Raw genomic sequence first — 17,681 nt, forward strand, 5'->3', positions numbered from 1 at the left:
CCGTAGGCCGGATAACAATGAGATCAGTGCAACCAGTGCACGCCGTCTTCCGGGAGAAACAGGTCGTTGTAGCGCTGCTGTAGGTTATGTAAATCGCTTACATCCGGGTCCAGTTCGCGCAGAAAACCTTGCGCCAGGCGGATCTGTGCGTCGGTAATCGGCGCCGCTAATCGCGCTTTTTGCATCAGGCGATACCAGTAGTGCAGGTTTTTCTCGCTGGCGTCGACAATCGCGACCTGCCAGATAAGCAGCACCTGCGCGGCGTTCTGCAGATGTGCTTCATTGGGCCGCTCCAGGTAACGCAAATACTCATTACCGGCGGTTTTTCCCAGCTGATCGATCATCGATTCCAACGGAACAGGCGTAATGCCAAGGCGTTCGCTCAGGCGGCGAATCGCGCGGCGTGAATCAGAGGTAAGCACCCGAAATCCCACAACAAATACCACTACCAGGGTGGCCAGTCCTATCCAGATCATGCATCCTCTCATCCAATCGCGGCCTCACTATCATAATGGGAATTTGCCTGCTGTCGACTGTCGGACGAACCATAATGTGACTTATCGCGTTACTTTATACTTTTAACGAATTAATCAATCACACTGGCATAAAGAAACAATATATTAAAAACTAATATTCATACTAAGGTAATTAGCTTAATCTATGAATTGCTATTTTTGCACAGTAATAATTAAGCATGTTATGCTTTAATGGATTCGCTACCCTTATCAAGCAATGGAATGTATATTATGCAATTCGATTATTTAGCAAAGCATATCGATAACGATGGTCTTGCCAGAATTAATGCTGAGACGAGAAGTAATACAGATAAACTCACGCACGCGGGTAAACTTGTTTATGTAAATGATGATTATTGCGAAATAACCCGTAACTACTCATCATCTTATGGCGCTAACATTTTATTAGTTGCGTTATTCTCTCCCATTATTCTTGTGATGGTTATCGGAGTCATTGTTTTTTTATATGAAATAATTTTTGATTTTGAATGGTATATTAACGCATATTGGGGAAATGAGCAGGAATTAAATAGCACACTCCTTTTTCATTTTGCAATTTTACTTTCAATAGCCTTATCCTTTATTTTCTCGGCCATCGTAAATTACGCTTTTTTCGCACCTCGCCATTATCCAATTCGCTTTAACCGTAAAACAGGAAAAATCTATGTTTACGAGTATATTCTGTCTGGTTTAATTAAGAGGCAACCCTATACATTTTTCCTTCACAGCCCTTTTTATAAAAGACCAAAACCAGAATACAAGGAATTTGACTGGAGTGATATAAAAGGGAGCTATTCTCTAACTTATAACGCAATAATAAACTGTCACGTATATGAAAACCACAGCATCGTTGACTCCTTCATCCTCACCTCGGATGATACAGGAACTGAAACGATGTTGATGAATAACTATAAACTATGGCTGTGGATCAGTAGCTATATGGATTTCAAAGACGAGATGTTAGATATGACCGTCAATCCTAACGTGGGCATTTACGGGCGCAAAGTCGAATGGCCTGAGGAGATGCTTAAAAAATCTACCGCGTCATCGTTAGAAGAATATGAAAAAATCACCGGCTAATTTAATGCGTTTGCCGCCCAGAAAACCCTATAAAAAAGCCCGGCGCAATGGCCGGGCAAGGTTACCAAATACCTGGTGAATCAGGCAGTCTGCAAAACTCGATTCTTTTTCTCGCGGCGAATTTTACGCTCTTCGAAGATAGCCACGATGGCCATCAGGCAGATACAGCCGATGGCGGCGGCGTCCAGCGCCGCAAAGGTGCCGGCCCAGCCGGTCAGGCCGAAGACCGGCGTGCCGTCGGCGATCATCCCGAGACCCAGTTTGGCGAAGCTATCGCCGATCAGATAGGCGAAGGTGCCCTTGATTCCATCGGCAGCGCCGATCGCTTTTTTCGGCACAAAGCCGACGGCAGCGACGCCGATCAACAGCTGCGGACCAAACACCAGGAAGCCCAGCGCAAACAACGAGGCCAGATAGACGTACTGGTTGCTGGCATGTTGGTAAACCCCGAGGGTGGCGATAATCAGCGCCAGCGCGACGCAGGCCACCAGCGCGCGGCGGCCGTTGGCCAAGTCCGACAACCAGCCCCACAGTAGCGTGCCAACCAGCGCGCCGACTTCAAACAGGGTAAAGCCCTGAATCGCCACCTCTTTAGACAGCTTCAGCTCCTGGAAAGCATACACGGTGGACCACTGATCGATACCGATACGCACCACGTAGAGGAAGATGTTGGAGAAGCACAGCAGCCAGATCACTTTGTTTTTCAGCACGTACTCAACAAAGATCTGCCACTTGGTCATCGCATTTTCTTCGGTTTCTTTGTCCTCTTCGCTAATCGCTTCGCCAAACAGCTCTTCCGCCGTGCCAAGGCCGTAGGATTCCGGAGAGTCGCTACCGTAACGCAGGCCAATAAAGCCGACGATCAGCGCAATAATCGACGGGAAGATAAACATGCCGATCACGTGACCGTCGAACAGATAGTTGGCGCCAAACAGCGCCACGCCCGCCGCGCCCGCGCCGCCGAGGTTGTGGGAGATATTCCAGAAGCCGAGGAAGGTGCCGCGTTTGCGTCTGGGCGTCCACTTGGTGATGGTGGAATAGCTGCACGAGCCGCCGGTACTCTGGAAGAAGCCGCTCAGCGCATAGAAGGCGATCATCAGGAACAGGCTGGTTGAACCCGCCCCCATGCTGGCGCTAAAGCCCAGCATACAGATGGCGGAGAGGATCAGCATAAACGGCAGGAACTGCTTGGTGTTTTTACCGTCGGCATAATAAGAGACCAGTGTCTTGCCCACGCCGTAGGTGATGGAGAAGCCCAGGCCAATCATCCCCAGCTGCGTCATGCTCAACCCGTAGGTGGAGATCATGTCGTTCTGCGCGATGTTAAAGTTCTTGCGGATCAGGTACATGGTCAGGTAGCCGATGAAGACCACCAGATAGGACTGCATGAAAGGTTTGAACCACATTTTGCGCCGCACGTCGAGCGGCAGATCCAGGGTCGGCTTGCGCACCTGATTCAGAAAGGCCAGCATGGGTATCTCCTGAGCTGATTTTTTATGCCTGCGTAATAACCAGGCATTGTAAAAACCCGCGCGCTGTCTGGCCTGAGACGGCTTCCAGGTAAAACCGGGAAAATTTCTTAGTTTTGCCCCGTTCGCGGCGAAAGGGTGAGCTACATCACGCTTCGCTGACGGTACGCGGCGCCTGCGCGTTTAAAAACGGCAGCAGCAGCAGCGCGGAAATGCCGGCGGCAATCGCAATCACCACGAAGAATCCGGTCCAGTGCCAGATATCCATCACCTGCGCCAGCGGCCAGCCGGAAAGCGAGGCGCCAAGATAAGCGAACAGGCCGACAAACCCGGTGGCCGCCCCGGCGGCTTCTTTATGCGAACATTCCGCCGCCGCCATACCGATCAGCATCTGCGGGCCGAAAACGAAGAACCCGGTGGTGAAGAAGCAGGCCGCCTGCATGACGTAGCTGGCGAACGGCATCAGCCACAGCCCGCCAACCGACAGCAAAATTCCGGCGGCGAAAATCAGGTTCATCGGCCCGCGATTGCCGTTAAACAGCTTATCCGAGCCCCACCCCGCCACCAGCGCGCCGATAAAACCGCCCAGCTCAAACATGGTCACCGCCGAGTTAGCGGTCACCAGATCGACGCCAAGCGTCTCCGACATATACAGATTGCCCCAGTCGTTAATCGCCGCCCGCACCACGTACACCAGCACATAGCACAACGACAGCAGCCAGATATAGGGATTGGCCAGCACGTAGCGGGTCAGTATCTCTTTACGCGTCAGCCCTGCGCCTTCCTGCTGCTGGGCGATTTCCAGCGCATCGTGACGCCAGTCGCCTACGGCGGGTAACCCCACCGCCTGCGGGCGATCGCGCAGCCGCCAGCACAGATACAGTCCGGCGAGAATCGCCAGGCAACCGGCAATCGTCATCCCCGCGCGCCAGCCGTAATGCAGCGCCGCTGCCCCCACGACCATCGGGATCAGCGCGCCGCCGACGTTATGAGCCGTATTCCATAGCGCCCACCAGCCGCCGCGTTCGGTCCGCGAATACCAGGCCGTCAGCAGCCGGGCGCATACCGGCGAGCCCCAGCCCTGGAAGAAGGCATTCAGCGCCCACAGCAGCGCGAAAGCCCACAGCGAGGTGGAAAAACCGAACAGAATATTCACCACCCCGGTGGCAATCAGCCCCAGTCCCATAAAATAGCGGGCGTCGGAGCGGTCGCTGACGATACCGGAGAAAAATTTCGACAGCCCGTAAGTGATGTAGAACAGCGTGGCCAGCAGGCCAATATCGCTACGAGTCAGTACATTGCTGGCCAGAATTTCAGGCACCGCGGCATTAAAGCTTTTGCGGGTGAAATAAAACAGCGCGTAACCAAGCCAGATGGTAAGCAGGATATGGCGACGCCAGTAACGATAACGCTCGTCCAGCTCGCGTTTATCGCTAATCGGCGCGGCGTCCGGCGGCGCTTTTAAAAAGGCAAACATCGGCGCTCCTCTCAGACGTAACGCAGCGGTAAATTGACGCACACGCGGGTACCGTGTGTGCAGGAGATAGTTAACGTACCGCCCAGCGCGGTTACGCGCTCACGCATGCCGGTCAGGCCGAACCCCTGCAGATTCGACCCCGGCGGCAGGCCGCAGCCGTCATCTTCCAGCACCAGCATCAATCGCCCATCCTGCTGCCAGCCCTGGAGGGTGACGGCGCTGGCGCTGGCGTGCTTAACGATATTATTCAGTCCCTCCTGGCAAACGCGAAACAGCGTCACGCGCTGGTTTTCGCTCAGCCCCGCCTCGTTAATCCGCCATTCAAGGTGGCTGACGATGCCGCGGTCTTCCAGTTCCATTTCGCGCATCAACGAACGTACCGCCTGTTCAAGCGGCAGATCGTCAAGCTGGCGCGGCCGCAGACGACCAAGCAGTCTTCGCACAGAGTCGTAAACCCCCAGCGACAGCTGTTCTATCAACTGGCCGCTCTGCCGTACGCTGGCGTTGTTTGGCGCCAGACGCTGCACGATCCCCGCCTGGGTGCGAATTGCCGTGATAGTCTGGCCAATATCATCGTGGAGCTCGCGCGCCACGTCACGCCGCACGCTCTCTTCCGTTTCCAGCAGGCGTTCCGCCAGCCGCCGATTACGCGCCAGCTCGTTCTGTAGCGACAGGTTAAGCTCGCGCAATCGCTGGATCCCCGCGCCCAGCAGCAGTCCGGTCAGGCTCTGCGCCAGCAGTGAAAGCAATAAATCAACCGGGTGATCGTGCCAGGTCTGGCTGGCAATCAGCGCAATGGCGTTCATCAGGGTGGCGATCAGCGCCCCCTGCCAGCCGTAGTGCCAGGCGAGAGCGATAATCGGCAGCGCCAGACAAAAAGGGGTAAAGCGGGAGAGTTCGGCGGGCAACCCGAGCTGTAGCCACAGGCTGACGGTAAACAGCAGCAGGTACCAGATCAGATGCCGGCCACGCCAGTTAACCGGCTGCGACACCAGCGACGGCCCCAACGGCCGCCAGACGGTACTGGTCAGATAATGCCAGATAACCAGGCAGGTCGGCGCCAGCGTCAGGCCGCCGGTCAGCGTCAACAACAGCGCGGTCAGTCCCTCACTGCCTTCTTGCGCCAGCCACGGCAGCGATTGCAGCAGCGAGGCGGCGATCAGTGCCCCGCCCTGGCGCAACAATGTCAACCAGTCTCGCTGCTGGCGATAGCGTGAAATCAATGCCACCGGCAGCAGGGTCAGCAGACTTCCGGTCATCAATATTATCGGATGCGCCAGCGCCACTTCCTGCGCCAGCCAGAAGATAAGCAGCCACTCGGCTCCCAGCAGCACCGGCCAGTAGCCACGCGGGCATTGCAGCATCAGCCCTAAACGCAGGCCAAAGGGAAACAGCAACACCGCTAAATCCGCGCGTTCCACCAGATGCAGACTGATACTCCACAGGCAGAACCAGGCGGCTGAGAAGATAAAGGCGCAGCCGATCACCGACAGCAATCGTGAAACGACGGTGTTCATTGCCAGCTATCGAACATGCGGCGCGCCAGCTCGACGTCGTTGCTGACGCCCAGTTTTTCCAGCAGGTTGGCGCGATGAACGTGAACGGTTTTCGGCGACAGACCGAGCTCAGCGGCGATCTCTTTCACCGCCATACCCTGCGCCAGCTTTTCCGCCACCTGGCGCTCGCGTTTGGTGAGCGGATCCTGGCGCCCGGCGGCCAGCTTCATGGCGATATCCGGCGTGAGATAGCAACCGCCCGCTGCCACCGTGCGGACCGCGGCGATCAGTTCATCCGGACTGCAGCGTTTCGACAGGAAGCCGCGCGCGCCGGCGTTCAGCGCCTGCTCGATCAGCGCCGGGCTATCATGCACCGACAGCATGATGGTCGCCATCCCCTTAGGCAACTGGCTTAACAGCTCCAGCCCGGAAATATCCGGCATTGAGATATCGCAGATACAAACCTGTACACCGCGCCCCGGTAGCCCCGCCAGCGCCTCGCGTCCACAGCCGAATTCAGCGACAACCTGAAAATCAGCTTCCAGCCCCAGTAGCTGAGCAAAACCGGAGCGGACAATCAAATGATCGTCAATAAGGGCGATGGTAGTCATGGTGTTTCCTGGTGCCTGAAAGCGCCGGATGGCGGCGTAAACGCCTTATCCGGCCTACGGATTCACTCCCTGTAGGCCGGATAAGCGCAGCGCCATCCGGCAAAGGCGCTTACCTTAACCATAAGCACCTTACCGTTCAAGCCTTGAGCACTATTCGAAGAACACCGCAATTTTGTTAAACATGGTGGGATCGGACTGGTTACGCGCCACATTGGTGACATCTTCCAGCTTTTCAATCTGACTAATCATCTGCCCCAGTCGCTGGTCATCATTTACCAGCAGCCAGATGCGGCTATGCTCGCTGCCCTGGATCGGCAAGCAGAGAATGCCTTCAACGTTAAACGCGCGGCGGGCAAATAGCCCGCAGACGTGGGTCATGACGCCAGGGTGGTTGCGGACGGTGAGTTCCAGAATGACGTTATCGTGTTGCTTTTGCATGGCTTATTCCCCCACCATCTCAGTATTGGCCGCACCCGGCGGTACCATCGGATACACTTTCTGCTGCGCGTCGATACGCACGTGGATCAGCGCCGGGCCGGGACGGTCGATAATCGCCTGCAGCGCCGCTTGCGGATCGGCTTCGTTATTTAAATCACAGGTTTGCAGACCAAAACCGGCGGCGATCTGCATAAAGTTAATCATCCCCGGATAGGTTGCGGCGAAGACACCCTGCTGATAGAACAGGCTCTGCTGCTGGTGCACCAGCCCCAGCGCTTCGTTGTTCATCAGGATAATTTTTACATCCAGCTGATTTTCGGCGGCGGTGGCCATCTCCTGAATATTCATCATCAGGCTGCCGTCACCGGAGAAACAAATAACCTTACGTTGCGGATTGGCCAGCGCCGCGCCGATGGCCGCCGGCAGGCCGAAGCCCATGGTGCCGAGACCGCCGGAAGTCAGCCACTGGCGGGGACGGTTGAGTGGATAGGCCTGCGCCGTCCACATCTGATGCTGACCCACATCGGTGGTGATGATCGCCTCATCATCAACGCAGGCGGCCACGGCGTTAATCAGGCCGTAATGGGAGAGCGGATCGCTTTCCTGCGGAATGGCGCAGGGGAATTCTCTTTGCAAATCAGCCACCAGTTGGCGCCACTCATCACGCGGCTGCGCCTCAATCTGCGGAATAAGCTGGGCTAAGACCTCCGCCACGTCGCCCTGAATCGCTACGTGCGGTTGCTTAATTTTGCCAAGCTCCGAGCGATCGATATCGACGTGAATAATCTTCGCGTTCGGGCAGAACTGCTCGGTCTTGCCAATCGCCCGATCATCAAAACGAGCCCCTAAAACAATCAGTAAATCAGCTTCTTGCAGAATAAAGTTAGTGCTGCGCGCGCCGTGCATCCCCAGCATCCCCAGCGACAAAGGATGCGCCTTCGGCAGCATACCCAGCGCCATTAAGGTCATAGTGGTCGGCAGGTTGGCTTTTTCCGCCAGGTCCCGAATCGGCTGCGGCGCGTTAATTACGCCGCCCCCCAGATACAGTACCGGGCGTTTCGCCGCGTTGATCATTGCCGCCGCTTCACGCACGCTTTCAGGCGCGAATGCCGGTGCCGGGGCGCGCTCGCCGGGCTCTGGGAGCGTTTCCAGTTCAATGGTTGCCGACTGTACGTCCTTAGGAATATCTATCCACACCGGCCCGGGGCGCCCGGACTGGGCAATACGGAAGGCGTCGCTCATCACCTGCGGCAGCTCGGCGATGTCGCGCACCAGGTAGTTATGCTTGGTGATGGGGATAGAGATGCCGTAGGTATCGACTTCCTGGAAGGCATCGGTGCCGATCATTGAGGCCGGAACCTGTCCGGTGATGCAGACCAGTGGAATAGAATCGAGGCGGGCATCGGCGATGGCGGTAATCAGGTTGGTGGCGCCAGGGCCGCTACAGGCCATACAGACTGCGGGTTTACCTTCGGTACGCGCCATCCCCTGAGCGATAAAACCCGCCCCCTGCTCGTGGCGCGCCAGGATGTGGCGGATCTGCGTGCTTTGGCTCAAGGCATCATAGATAGGCAGAATGGAGCCGCCCGGAATGCCGCTGACCATAGTGATACCCTGGCGTTCCAGTAAATGAACAACCAGCTGCGCGCCGGTAAAGCGCATTGTGTTTGATGTGGTGCCCGAACTTGCCATGCTCCAGTCCTTTTATTCTGGGCCGACTTTACCGGGGGGCTCGCCAACAAAAAACCCCGCTCGGTTTGCGCCGGCGGGGTTTGGAATTCGTGTTGTTCCGGACCCTACGGCGCATTGCCGACGACGACCACCACAGACACGACGACCACCGCGGCAGGCGCGGTTTTTAGTAGGGTCGAAGTCATCATGGCAGCGTTCATTAGGGACCTGTTGTGTCGAAAAATAAGCTGAATTTATACAAACACAGGTTTTGCGTTTTCACAATGGATTTATTTTCATCCACGAGAATTTGCGCGAAAGATCACAATTTGCGACATCAGCGGCAGAAAACAAAAAACCCCGCCGGAGCGAGGTTTTTATCAGCATTTTTACGGGTGGTAGCCGTAAGCACACTGTATTACGTCAACGACAAAAGTATACGCGATCGCTGCAATTCGCGCAATTTAAGGTCGAAATTTCTCTGTCATAGAGTATGTACGACGGGTGCGAATTTGTCCAAAAAATACTGTTCATACATACAGTATTTATCTATACTGGATGTGTTCACTTTGTGCCATTCGGGGGCCGCAAGTTTGACCGGCGCAACGAAGTCCTGGCTGAAACGGGTGGTGCCGTCAGTGCCTTAACCCCGAGAGAGCACACTGTGTTACGTCAACAATGCGTCGTGTCCGGCCCGTACGGCCACCACTGCGCAACCCCTGTGAGAACAGGGATAAGCTGGCAACAGGCAGCGGAAAGGTACGTCAGCTTATTGTGCTCCTTAACCACAGGAGACGCGCGTATGGGCGGAATGGATATTATTATTTTAATCCTGAAACTCATGGTTGCTGTGTTGCAACTACTTGATGCAGTCCTGAAACAGTTCCGCTGATTCAGGTTCAAGTCGCACCTGAGGGGGGCGGGAAACCGCCCCCCTACAGGCGTCCTTCGGGCGTTCCGGGAAGACTTGATGGAGGAACCATGCCACCGCTATTAATTGCCGCAACGACGCCGGAGGATCCGGGGTTCGTCGCGCTGCGCACCGAAAGCCTTGAACAGCATTTCAATATGCTGCGCCGTCTGGCGGAAAACTGGCAAAGCGGCAAAAACCGCTTTAACGCCCCTGGTGAAAAGCTGCTGGGCGCGTTTGTCCGTGGCCAGTTGGTTGGGGTCTGCGGTCTGAACGTCGACCCCTTCAGCCAGCAGCCGCGGGCCGGGCGCATTCGCCATCTCTATATTCGCGATAGCCATCGCCGCCAGGGAATTGGCCAGCAGCTGCTGATCTCAGTCATCACGCATTCCGGCGCCTGGTTCGATTTCCTTAACACTCATGCCCCGGCGCAGGCCTGGCCCTTTTATGAACGCTTTGGTTTCCGCCCGGTATACGATGAGCCTCGGGTTACGCATCGCCTGTTCTGCTCGCTGTAAGCGCGGCTGGTTGGCGCAGCGGGCGCATGTTACAGTCCGCTGACCTTAACTGCTGAATCTGCCTGCGATGACCATCACCGTATTCTGCATTTTGCTTTTCGCTGCACTGCTGCACGCCAGCTGGAACGCTATCGTCAAAGCCAGCGGCGATAAAATGTACGCGGCGATAAGCGTCAGCGGGTCGGCCTCGCTGATTGCCCTGGTGATGCTCCCCTTCGCGCCGCAGCCGACGCTGGCCAGCGCCCCCTATCTGGTGGCGTCATGTGCGTTGCAGGTGGTGTATACGGTACTGGTGGCGAAGACCTATCAGGTGTCGGATATGAGCCAGACCTATCCGCTAATGCGCGGCACCGCACCGCTGCTGGTCGCGGCTATCAGCGTGATATTTCTCGGCGATCGCTTATCGCCGTTGGCCTGGTTGGGTATTGGCGTCATTTGCCTGGCGATTCTGGCGATGGCCTTTAACGGCCGCGTCAGTTCCCGTAAAGGCATCATGCTGGCGCTGATCAACGCCTGTTTTATCGCGGGCTATACGCTGGTAGACGGCACCGGGGTACGGCTGGCGGGATCGGCGCTCGGCTATACCCTGTGGACCTTTTTTATGAACGGTTGCTGCCTGCTGTGCTGGGCCATGGCGGCACGGCGGCGCGAAGCCAGCCGTTATTTACGCCAGCACTGGAAAAAGGGCATCCTCGGCGGCGTCGGCACCATGGGATCCTACGGCCTGGCGCTATGGGCGATGACTCAGGCGCCGCTGGCGGTGGTCGCCGCGCTGCGTGAAACCTCCATTCTGTTCGGCGCGCTGATCGCGTTTATCGTCCTTAAGGAACAAGTGGTAGCGCTGCGCATCGTTGCCGCCTGCGGTATTGCCGCCGGAGCAATCCTGCTGCGTCTCTCATAGATTAAAATGGCAACATTAGTTGCCGATCCTGTTTACAAAACCTGCCTGAATTTTCCCCAACAATCGGTCCTATGTAGTTGTTCTGTCATTTTATTGTGGTAGATTCCTCCATCGTTTAAGGGATGTGCCAGTCACATATTCTTCATTTCTCATTGCTCACGAAGTATTCATCGACATGAAACGGCATAAGAACTTCAATTTGTTGTTGATGCTGGTACTGCTGGTGGCCGTTGGCCAGATGGCGCAGACCATTTATATTCCGGCTATCGCCGACATGGCGGTATCGCTTAACGTCCGCGAAGGGGCGGTACAGAGCGTGATGGCGGCCTACCTCCTGACGTACGGCATTTCGCAGCTGTTCTACGGCCCGCTCTCCGACCGCGTGGGCCGCCGCCCGGTGATCCTTGTCGGGATGTCTATTTTTATGCTGGCAACGCTGGTTGCCATCACCACCCATAGCCTGCCGGTATTGATCGCCGCCAGCGCCATGCAGGGGATGGGCACCGGCGTCGGCGGCGTGATGGCGCGAACCCTGCCGCGCGATCTTTACGAAGGCGCGCAGCTGCGTCACGCCAACAGTTTGTTAAATATGGGAATACTGGTCAGCCCGCTGATTGCGCCGCTGCTCGGCGGTATCCTTGATACCCTGTGGAACTGGCGTGCCTGTTACGCCTTCCTGCTAGTGCTGTGCGCGGGCGTAACCTTCAGCATGGCGAAATGGATGCCGGAAACGCGCCCGCAAGGCGCGCCGCGGACGAAACTACTGGCCAGCTACAAAACGCTGTTCGGTACCGGCGCCTTTAACTGTTACCTGCTGATGCTGGTGGGCGGGTTGGCCGGGATTGCGGTGTTCGAAGCCTGTTCCGGCGTGCTGATGGGCGCGGTCCTCGGCCTGAGCAGTATGGCGGTCAGTATTCTGTTTATTCTGCCGATCCCGGCGGCGTTCTTCGGCGCGTGGTTCGCTGGCCGTCCGAATAAACGCTTCTCAACGCTGATGTGGCAGTCGGTTATCTGCTGCCTGCTGGCGGGAGTTATGATGTGGTTGCCGGGGCTATTCGGCGTTATGACCGTCTGGACACTGCTGGTGCCTGCGGCGCTGTTCTTCTTCGGCGCGGGTATGTTGTTCCCGCTGGCTACCAGCGGCGCGATGGAGCCATTTCCGTTCCTCGCCGGTACCGCTGGCGCGCTGGTTGGCGGCTTGCAGAATATCGGCTCCGGCGTGCTGGCCTGGCTGTCGGCGATGATGCCGCAAACGGGGCAAAGCAGCCTCGGCCTGCTAATGATGTTAATGGGGCTGTTGATTCTGCTGTGCTGGCTGCCGCTGGCCTCGCGCTTTACCAGCCACCAGCAGCCTGTCTAAGCGCCGCTGGCGCTCCCCCGGATAGCGGCTTACGCCTTATCCGGGCTACCGTTCTGATGAAGGCTCCGGCGGTGGGCTCCGTAGAACCGTAGCCCTGCTAAGCGTAGCGCAAGCAGGGAAATCCCCGGATAGCGGCTTTTGCCTTATGTCAGGCTGTGCAGCCATTCAATAAAAGCGTCGATTTTCGGCCACTGACGGCCCGGCAGGGTCGTCACATAGTAATGCTGGTGACACTTTAGCGTCATCTCGCCGAACGGCGCGATAAGCTCCCCGCTTTCTAACCGCTTCTGCACCAGCCGTTTACGCCCCATCGCTACTCCGACGTGATTCATCGCCGCAATCACCGCTAAATCAGAACGATCGAAGCCGATACCCGATGATTGCGGCAATTCAATTGCAAATTGCTGCGCCCAACTGAACCACTCATCGGTACCGGAATCATTGCTCCATGCCTGACGGTCATGTAGTAACGTGCAGTAGCGCAGATTGCCTGGATTGCGGATTATCTGCTGCTGCTGTGCGTATTTCGGCGTACATACCGGCACGATCGCTTCATCCATCAGAAAATGATGGCTTAGCTGTGATGACGGCGCATCATCAAAATAGATCGCCAGATCGATACCCGCACGCTGTAGATTGACGTTATCGTTGCCGGTGAGCACAGTCAGCGAGATGGATGGGTAGCGGCGGGTGAAATCGCCCAGCGCCGGCACCAGCCAGCATTGGGCGATCGACGGGCGCGAGTACACCGTCAGCGTGCCGGAGAGCTCCTGATTTTTAATATCCAGAATCTCCTGATTAAGGCTATCCAGCGAGGATTTCAACGCCCAGAATACCCGCCGCCCCTCGCGCGTCAACTCCACCTTGCGGTGCGAACGTATAAATAGCTGAATACCCAGCTCTTCTTCCAGCTGGTTGATGCGATGGCTAACGGCGCTCGGGGTCAGCGACAGCTCTTCCGCCGCCAGTGCAAAGGACTCATGGCGAGCCGCAACTTCAAAGGTATACAGCTTTGACAACTGCCAGCCGTTCAGCAGGCGATTACCTATCTCTTTCATTACATCCATCACGATTCCCCGCCTTTTCTTTGCCGGTAAGTGTAAAAAAAACGCAGCCGGAGCGCGCCTGAAAGATGAATAAAAGTGACTCAACACACATTTAACGGGCTATTTAAGAACCAAATCACGCATTTGCATCAATTTGGCTCATCTGAAAAGCGATTTATATCGTTTGTCAGCCTATGTCGCTTTTCTGTTCAATAACCACGCGTTATTTACGGCGAGGTGGGATATGGAATCTCAAATCTGGGTGGTAGGCACGCTGTTTATCAGTATCGTGCTAATCGTTTTAACGATCGTCAAACTGAAGTTTCATCCGTTTCTGGCGCTCCTGCTGGCAAGCTTTTTCGTCGGCGCGATGATGGGCATGGGGCCGCTTGATATGGTCAACGCCATTGAGAGCGGTATTGGCGGTACGCTTGGCTTCCTGGCGGCGGTGATCGGTCTCGGTACCATCCTCGGGAAGATGATGGAAGTCTCCGGCGCGGCTGAACGCATCGGCCTGGCGCTGCAGCGCTGTCGCTGGTTGTCGGCAGACGTGATCATGGTGCTGGTTGGCCTGATCTGCGGCATTACGCTGTTTGTTGAGGTTGGCGTGGTGCTGCTGATCCCGCTGGCCTTTTCCATTGCAAAAAAAACCAATACCTCGCTGCTGAAGCTGGCCATCCCCCTGTGTACCGCGCTGATGGCGGTGCATTGCGTGGTGCCGCCGCATCCGGCCGCGCTGTTCGTGGCGAATAAACTCGGCGCGGATATCGGCACGGTCATCGTCTACGGCCTGCTGGTTGGCCTGATTGCCTCGCTGGTAGGCGGCCCATTGTTCCTCAAGCTGCTCGGCAACCGCCTGCCGTTTAAACCGGTGCCGACCGAGTTTTCTAACCTTGAAGTACGCGAAGAATCGACGCTGCCCTCGCTCGGCGCTACGCTATTTACCGTGCTGCTGCCGATTGGGCTGATGCTGGTGAAAACCGTCGCTGAATTGAATATGGCTAAAGGCGGCACGCTGTATATGCTGCTGGAGTTTATCGGCAACCCCATCACCGCGATGTTTATTGCCGTCTTTGTCGCTTATTACATTCTTGGTATTCGTCGGCAGATGGGGATGGGCGTCCTGCTGACCCATACTGAAAATGGTTTCGGATCGATTGCTAATATTCTGCTGATTATTGGCGCGGGCGGCGCGTTCAACGCGATTTTGAAATCCAGCGGCCTGGCCGATAGCCTGGCGGTGATCCTCTCGAATCTGCATATGCATCCGATTCTGCTGGCCTGGCTGGTGGCCCTGATCCTTCACGCCGCCGTCGGCTCCGCTACCGTGGCCATGATGGGCGCCACCGCTATCGTCGCGCCGATGCTACCGCTATATCCCGGCGTAAGTCCGGAGATCATCGCTATTGCCATCGGTTCCGGCGCGATTGGCTGCACGATCGTGACGGATTCCCTGTTCTGGCTGGTGAAACAATACTGTGGCGCAAGCCTCAGCGAAACGTTCAAGTATTATACGACGGCGACATTTATCGCTTCTTTACTTGCACTCGCCGCCACCTTCCTGCTTTCTTTCATCATCTAAGCGAACGAGACGTAATATGAAAAACGCTGAACTGACCCAATTAACCGCGACTTTCCCGCTTGTGCAGGAGCTGATCGCTCTGAAAGAAACCACCTGGTTTAACCCGGCGACCACGACGCTGGCGCAAGGGTTGCCCTATGTCGGCTTGACCGCCGAAGATGTAAAAGACGCTCACGAACGCCTTCAGCGCTTCGCGCCGTATCTGGCGGAAGCCTTCCCGGAAACGGCCGCCACCGGCGGGATTATCGAATCAGAAGTGGTTGCCATTCCGGCAATGAAACGCCTCCTCGAGCAACAATTCAACCAGCCGATTCACGGCGAACTGTTACTGAAAAAAGATAGCCACCTGCCGATTTCGGGCTCCATTAAGGCGCGCGGCGGCATTTATGAAGTGCTGACCCATGCGGAAAAGCTGGCGCTGGAAGCCGGGCTGCTCACCACCTCAGATGATTATCGCAAATTGCTGACACCAGAATTCAAGCAGTTCTTCAGCCAGTACAGCATCGCCGTTGGTTCTACCGGCAACCTCGGTATGTCGATCGGCATCATGAGCGCGCGCATTGGTTTTAAGGTCACGGTACATATGTCTGCCGATGCCCGCGCATGGAAAAAGGCCAAACTGCGCAGCCACGGCGTAACGGTTGTTGAGTATGAAGAAGATTACGGCGTGGCGGTCGAACAGGGGCGCAAGGCGGCGGAATCCGACCCGAACTGCTTTTTCATCGACGATGAAAACTCGCGCACGCTGTTCCTCGGCTATGCCGTGGCCGGCGAACGCCTGAAAGCGCAGTTTGCCCGGTCAGGACGCGTGGTCGATGCCGATCACCCGCTGTTTGTCTATCTGCCATGCGGCGTTGGCGGCGGCCCCGGCGGCGTCGCATTCGGCCTGAAACTGGCGTTTGGCGACCACGTTCACTGTCTGTTCGCCGAACCGACCCATTCCCCATGCATGCTGCTCGGCATTTACACCGGGCTCCATGACCAGATTGCGGTGCAGGATTTAGGGATTGATAACCTGACCGCCGCCGATGGTCTGGCGGTCGGCCGCGCTTCCGGCTTCGTTGGCCGGGCGATGGAACGCCTGCTCGACGGCCTGTATACCCTCGACGATCAAACGATGTACGACATGCTGGGCTGGCTGGCAACGGCGGAAAACATTCGCCTTGAGCCGTCCGCGCTGGCCGGTATGGCCGGGCCGCAGCGCGTCTGCGCCAGTAAAGCGTATCATCAGCTACAAGGACTGAGCGACGAACAGCTACGTCAGGCCACCCACCTGGTATGGGCGACCGGCGGCGGTATGGTGCCGGAAGAAGAGATGGCGCAGTATCTGGCGAAGGGGCGTTAAATCGCCCGCAGCAGCGGCATCAGTTCGCCCGGTGACCGCTGCTGTTTACGCAGATCGCGCATAACCCGCATACAGGGAGCGCTGGCGACATAGAACTGGCGGTAGCCTTCACAGAGCGGATCGTCGTCGCCCGTGCACAGCCTCCGCCATGCACAGACAAAACAGGCGCTATTGGCGGCCACCTGCCGTTGTTCGCGCAGCGGTTCGCCACACCAGATACGCAGGGTTTCCTCAAACAACGTAATCGTTATGCGGCCAATATCTTCCCGCGCCCAGATGTGGAAAATGGCGCAAAGGAAGTTTCCCCATGCATTGGCATCTTCCGCTCTGAGCTGTGGAATAAAACGAACGGCGCGCACGCCCTGCGAGCGTAGCTCCCGATAGAACTGCAGCGGTTGCTGGCAATGGTGGCGATAAACTTTCACCTCCTGAACTGCCGGTTCGTTATGAGCGAGGGAGTGGCATTCTGTCCGACATCCTGTCATGTCACATCCTTAAGAAATAAAATGATCTGCCGTAGATGCGTTACAGCAAACAATAATGACAGCGAAAGCACTGCGAGGGAGATCAAAAATTTGTCACGAACTGCTCCCGGCTGCAAAAAATCGCTCTCGCCGACATCCATTAAATGGCGGCTGCGGGTGTAGCGCCAGAGAATGATCGCCACCACAGCCAGTACGCCAATCGATATCCAGAACGCCAGCCCGGCGCTATGCCAGTTATGTTTAATCGCCAGCGCCATCAGCGCCCCGTAGCCCAGCAGAGTACGAAACCACGCCAGCGAGGTGCGCTCCGGCTGCAGACCGGGATCGCTCTCCCGCCGCGCCCGGCGTTTATCCGCCATACAGCACCAGCAGCATCACCGCCGCCACGACCGCCAGCAGCAGGACGCTAATCACCAGTAGCGTACGGGTATAGGGGAGATCCTGCTTCAGGCGCATCGCCTTTTCGTTGCTCAGCCAGCGCAGATAGCCGTACACTGCCAGCCCACCGGCAAACAGGCATAGTAGCAACGCAAGCACTTCGCGAATAAGCGGAGTGGCAAAATCCGGCGCCAGCTGATCGAGCCCGACGCCCGCGGCGAGAAAACCGAGCGCCGTACGGATCCACGCCAGAAAGGTGCGTTCATTGGCCAGCGAAAAGCGGTAATCCGGCGCTTCGCCAATGCGGGAAATTTTCATCAGCAGTCCTTGTTCGTCACGCAAACAGGCCACAGCATAGCCTAAATCACGAACAGGAGAGAAGAACCGGCACCCGATGGA

19 protein-coding genes and 1 pseudogene are annotated in these 17,681 nt (G+C 56.7%); 8 read left to right on the plus strand and 12 right to left on the minus strand.

Annotated features, from left to right (window positions below; translation table 11 throughout):
- Window positions 1-23: 23 nt before the first annotated feature.
- The gene (locus ABLV17_RS02945) at window positions 24-476 is read right to left on the minus strand and encodes a DUF1198 family protein (protein WP_004901545.1); all 453 of its coding nucleotides are present in this window, start codon (window positions 474-476) and stop codon (window positions 24-26) included.
- A 270-nt stretch (window positions 477-746) separates the two neighbouring features.
- Between ABLV17_RS02945 and ABLV17_RS02950 the strand changes: the two genes are divergently transcribed.
- Entirely contained in the window at window positions 747-1,595 is an 849-nt protein-coding gene (locus tag ABLV17_RS02950) for a DUF6708 domain-containing protein (RefSeq protein ID WP_308958081.1), read from the plus strand.
- 80 nt (window positions 1,596-1,675) lie between these two features.
- On the opposite strand, the gene uhpT is transcribed toward ABLV17_RS02950, so the two are convergent.
- The 7 genes from uhpT to ivbL form a co-directional block, all read right to left on the minus strand.
- Window positions 1,676-3,067 carry a hexose-6-phosphate:phosphate antiporter gene (uhpT, locus tag ABLV17_RS02955; RefSeq protein ID WP_015369067.1) on the minus strand — a complete coding sequence of 464 codons (1,392 nt, stop codon included), beginning with the start codon at window positions 3,065-3,067 and terminating at the stop codon, window positions 1,676-1,678.
- A 145-nt stretch (window positions 3,068-3,212) separates the two neighbouring features.
- Window positions 3,213-4,541: an MFS transporter gene (locus ABLV17_RS02960; RefSeq protein WP_308958080.1), complete on the minus strand. Its 1,329-nt coding sequence runs from the start codon at window positions 4,539-4,541 to the stop codon at window positions 3,213-3,215.
- 11 nt (window positions 4,542-4,552) lie between these two features.
- A complete protein-coding gene (gene uhpB, locus ABLV17_RS02965; RefSeq protein WP_213317703.1) occupies window positions 4,553-6,037 on the minus strand; it encodes a signal transduction histidine-protein kinase/phosphatase UhpB in 1,485 nt (494 codons plus the stop codon).
- Window positions 6,038-6,054: 17 nt separating this feature from the next.
- Entirely contained in the window at window positions 6,055-6,648 is a 594-nt protein-coding gene (gene uhpA / locus ABLV17_RS02970) for a transcriptional regulator UhpA (RefSeq protein ID WP_015369064.1), read from the minus strand.
- 150 nt (window positions 6,649-6,798) lie between these two features.
- A complete protein-coding gene (gene ilvN, locus ABLV17_RS02975; RefSeq protein WP_016162014.1) occupies window positions 6,799-7,086 on the minus strand; it encodes an acetolactate synthase small subunit in 288 nt (95 codons plus the stop codon).
- Window positions 7,087-7,089: 3 nt separating this feature from the next.
- Complete coding sequence (gene ilvB, locus ABLV17_RS02980) at window positions 7,090-8,778, minus strand: acetolactate synthase large subunit (protein ID WP_087858887.1); 1,689 nt, start codon at window positions 8,776-8,778, stop codon at window positions 7,090-7,092.
- A 104-nt stretch (window positions 8,779-8,882) separates the two neighbouring features.
- Window positions 8,883-8,978 (minus strand): ilvB operon leader peptide IvbL, encoded by a 96-nt coding sequence (ivbL, locus tag ABLV17_RS02985; protein ID WP_016162016.1) that lies wholly within the window; start codon window positions 8,976-8,978, stop codon window positions 8,883-8,885.
- A 12-nt stretch (window positions 8,979-8,990) separates the two neighbouring features.
- On the opposite strand from ivbL, the pseudogene ABLV17_RS02990 reads away from it, so the two are divergent.
- The 5 genes and pseudogenes from ABLV17_RS02990 to emrD all read left to right on the plus strand — a co-directional run bounded on the left by ABLV17_RS02990 (window position 8,991) and on the right by emrD (window position 12,446).
- A pseudogene (locus ABLV17_RS02990) lies at window positions 8,991-9,159 on the plus strand (hypothetical protein).
- A 370-nt stretch (window positions 9,160-9,529) separates the two neighbouring features.
- A complete protein-coding gene (gene tisB / locus ABLV17_RS02995; protein ID WP_004145059.1) occupies window positions 9,530-9,649 on the plus strand; it encodes a type I toxin-antitoxin system toxin TisB in 120 nt (39 codons plus the stop codon).
- Window positions 9,650-9,738: 89 nt separating this feature from the next.
- On the plus strand, window positions 9,739-10,185 hold the full coding sequence (locus tag ABLV17_RS03000) for a GNAT family N-acetyltransferase (RefSeq protein ID WP_308958079.1): 447 nt from the start codon (window positions 9,739-9,741) through the stop codon (window positions 10,183-10,185).
- Window positions 10,186-10,252: 67 nt separating this feature from the next.
- The gene (locus ABLV17_RS03005) at window positions 10,253-11,086 is read left to right on the plus strand and encodes a DMT family transporter (protein ID WP_047046121.1); all 834 of its coding nucleotides are present in this window, start codon (window positions 10,253-10,255) and stop codon (window positions 11,084-11,086) included.
- A 175-nt stretch (window positions 11,087-11,261) separates the two neighbouring features.
- Window positions 11,262-12,446 carry a multidrug efflux MFS transporter EmrD gene (gene emrD, locus ABLV17_RS03010; protein ID WP_047044642.1) on the plus strand — a complete coding sequence of 395 codons (1,185 nt, stop codon included), beginning with the start codon at window positions 11,262-11,264 and terminating at the stop codon, window positions 12,444-12,446.
- 143 nt (window positions 12,447-12,589) lie between these two features.
- On the opposite strand, the gene dsdC is transcribed toward emrD, so the two are convergent.
- Window positions 12,590-13,513, minus strand: a complete 924-nt coding sequence (dsdC, locus tag ABLV17_RS03015; RefSeq protein ID WP_213794868.1) for a DNA-binding transcriptional regulator DsdC — start codon at window positions 13,511-13,513, stop codon at window positions 12,590-12,592.
- Window positions 13,514-13,736: 223 nt separating this feature from the next.
- Here dsdC and dsdX point away from each other — a divergent pair, with 223 nt between their 5' ends.
- Both dsdX and dsdA read left to right on the plus strand, forming a co-directional pair.
- A complete protein-coding gene (gene dsdX, locus ABLV17_RS03020) occupies window positions 13,737-15,074 on the plus strand; it encodes a D-serine transporter DsdX (RefSeq protein WP_045389052.1) in 1,338 nt (445 codons plus the stop codon).
- A 16-nt stretch (window positions 15,075-15,090) separates the two neighbouring features.
- A complete protein-coding gene (dsdA, locus tag ABLV17_RS03025; RefSeq protein WP_308958536.1) occupies window positions 15,091-16,419 on the plus strand; it encodes a D-serine ammonia-lyase in 1,329 nt (442 codons plus the stop codon).
- Here dsdA and ABLV17_RS03030 read toward each other — a convergent pair.
- Genes ABLV17_RS03030 through ABLV17_RS03040 form a run of 3 tightly spaced genes read right to left on the minus strand, consistent with a single transcriptional unit; the run spans window position 16,416 to window position 17,600 of the window.
- A complete protein-coding gene (locus ABLV17_RS03030) occupies window positions 16,416-16,904 on the minus strand; it encodes a regulator (protein ID WP_348854076.1) in 489 nt (162 codons plus the stop codon). The genes dsdA and ABLV17_RS03030 overlap by 4 nt on opposite strands.
- Window positions 16,901-17,263, minus strand: a complete 363-nt coding sequence (locus ABLV17_RS03035) for a DUF202 domain-containing protein (RefSeq protein WP_015703888.1) — start codon at window positions 17,261-17,263, stop codon at window positions 16,901-16,903. Before ABLV17_RS03035 ends, ABLV17_RS03030 begins: the two co-directional genes overlap by 4 nt.
- Window positions 17,253-17,600 carry a DUF202 domain-containing protein gene (locus ABLV17_RS03040; RefSeq protein ID WP_015369053.1) on the minus strand — a complete coding sequence of 116 codons (348 nt, stop codon included), beginning with the start codon at window positions 17,598-17,600 and terminating at the stop codon, window positions 17,253-17,255. The genes ABLV17_RS03035 and ABLV17_RS03040 overlap by 11 nt, the downstream gene beginning before the upstream one ends.
- Window positions 17,601-17,681: the final 81 nt, after the last annotated feature.

It is taken from the genome of Klebsiella sp. CN_Kp091 (genome assembly GCF_040065095.1).
Taxonomy (GTDB): Bacteria; Pseudomonadota; Gammaproteobacteria; order Enterobacterales; family Enterobacteriaceae; genus Klebsiella; species Klebsiella aerogenes.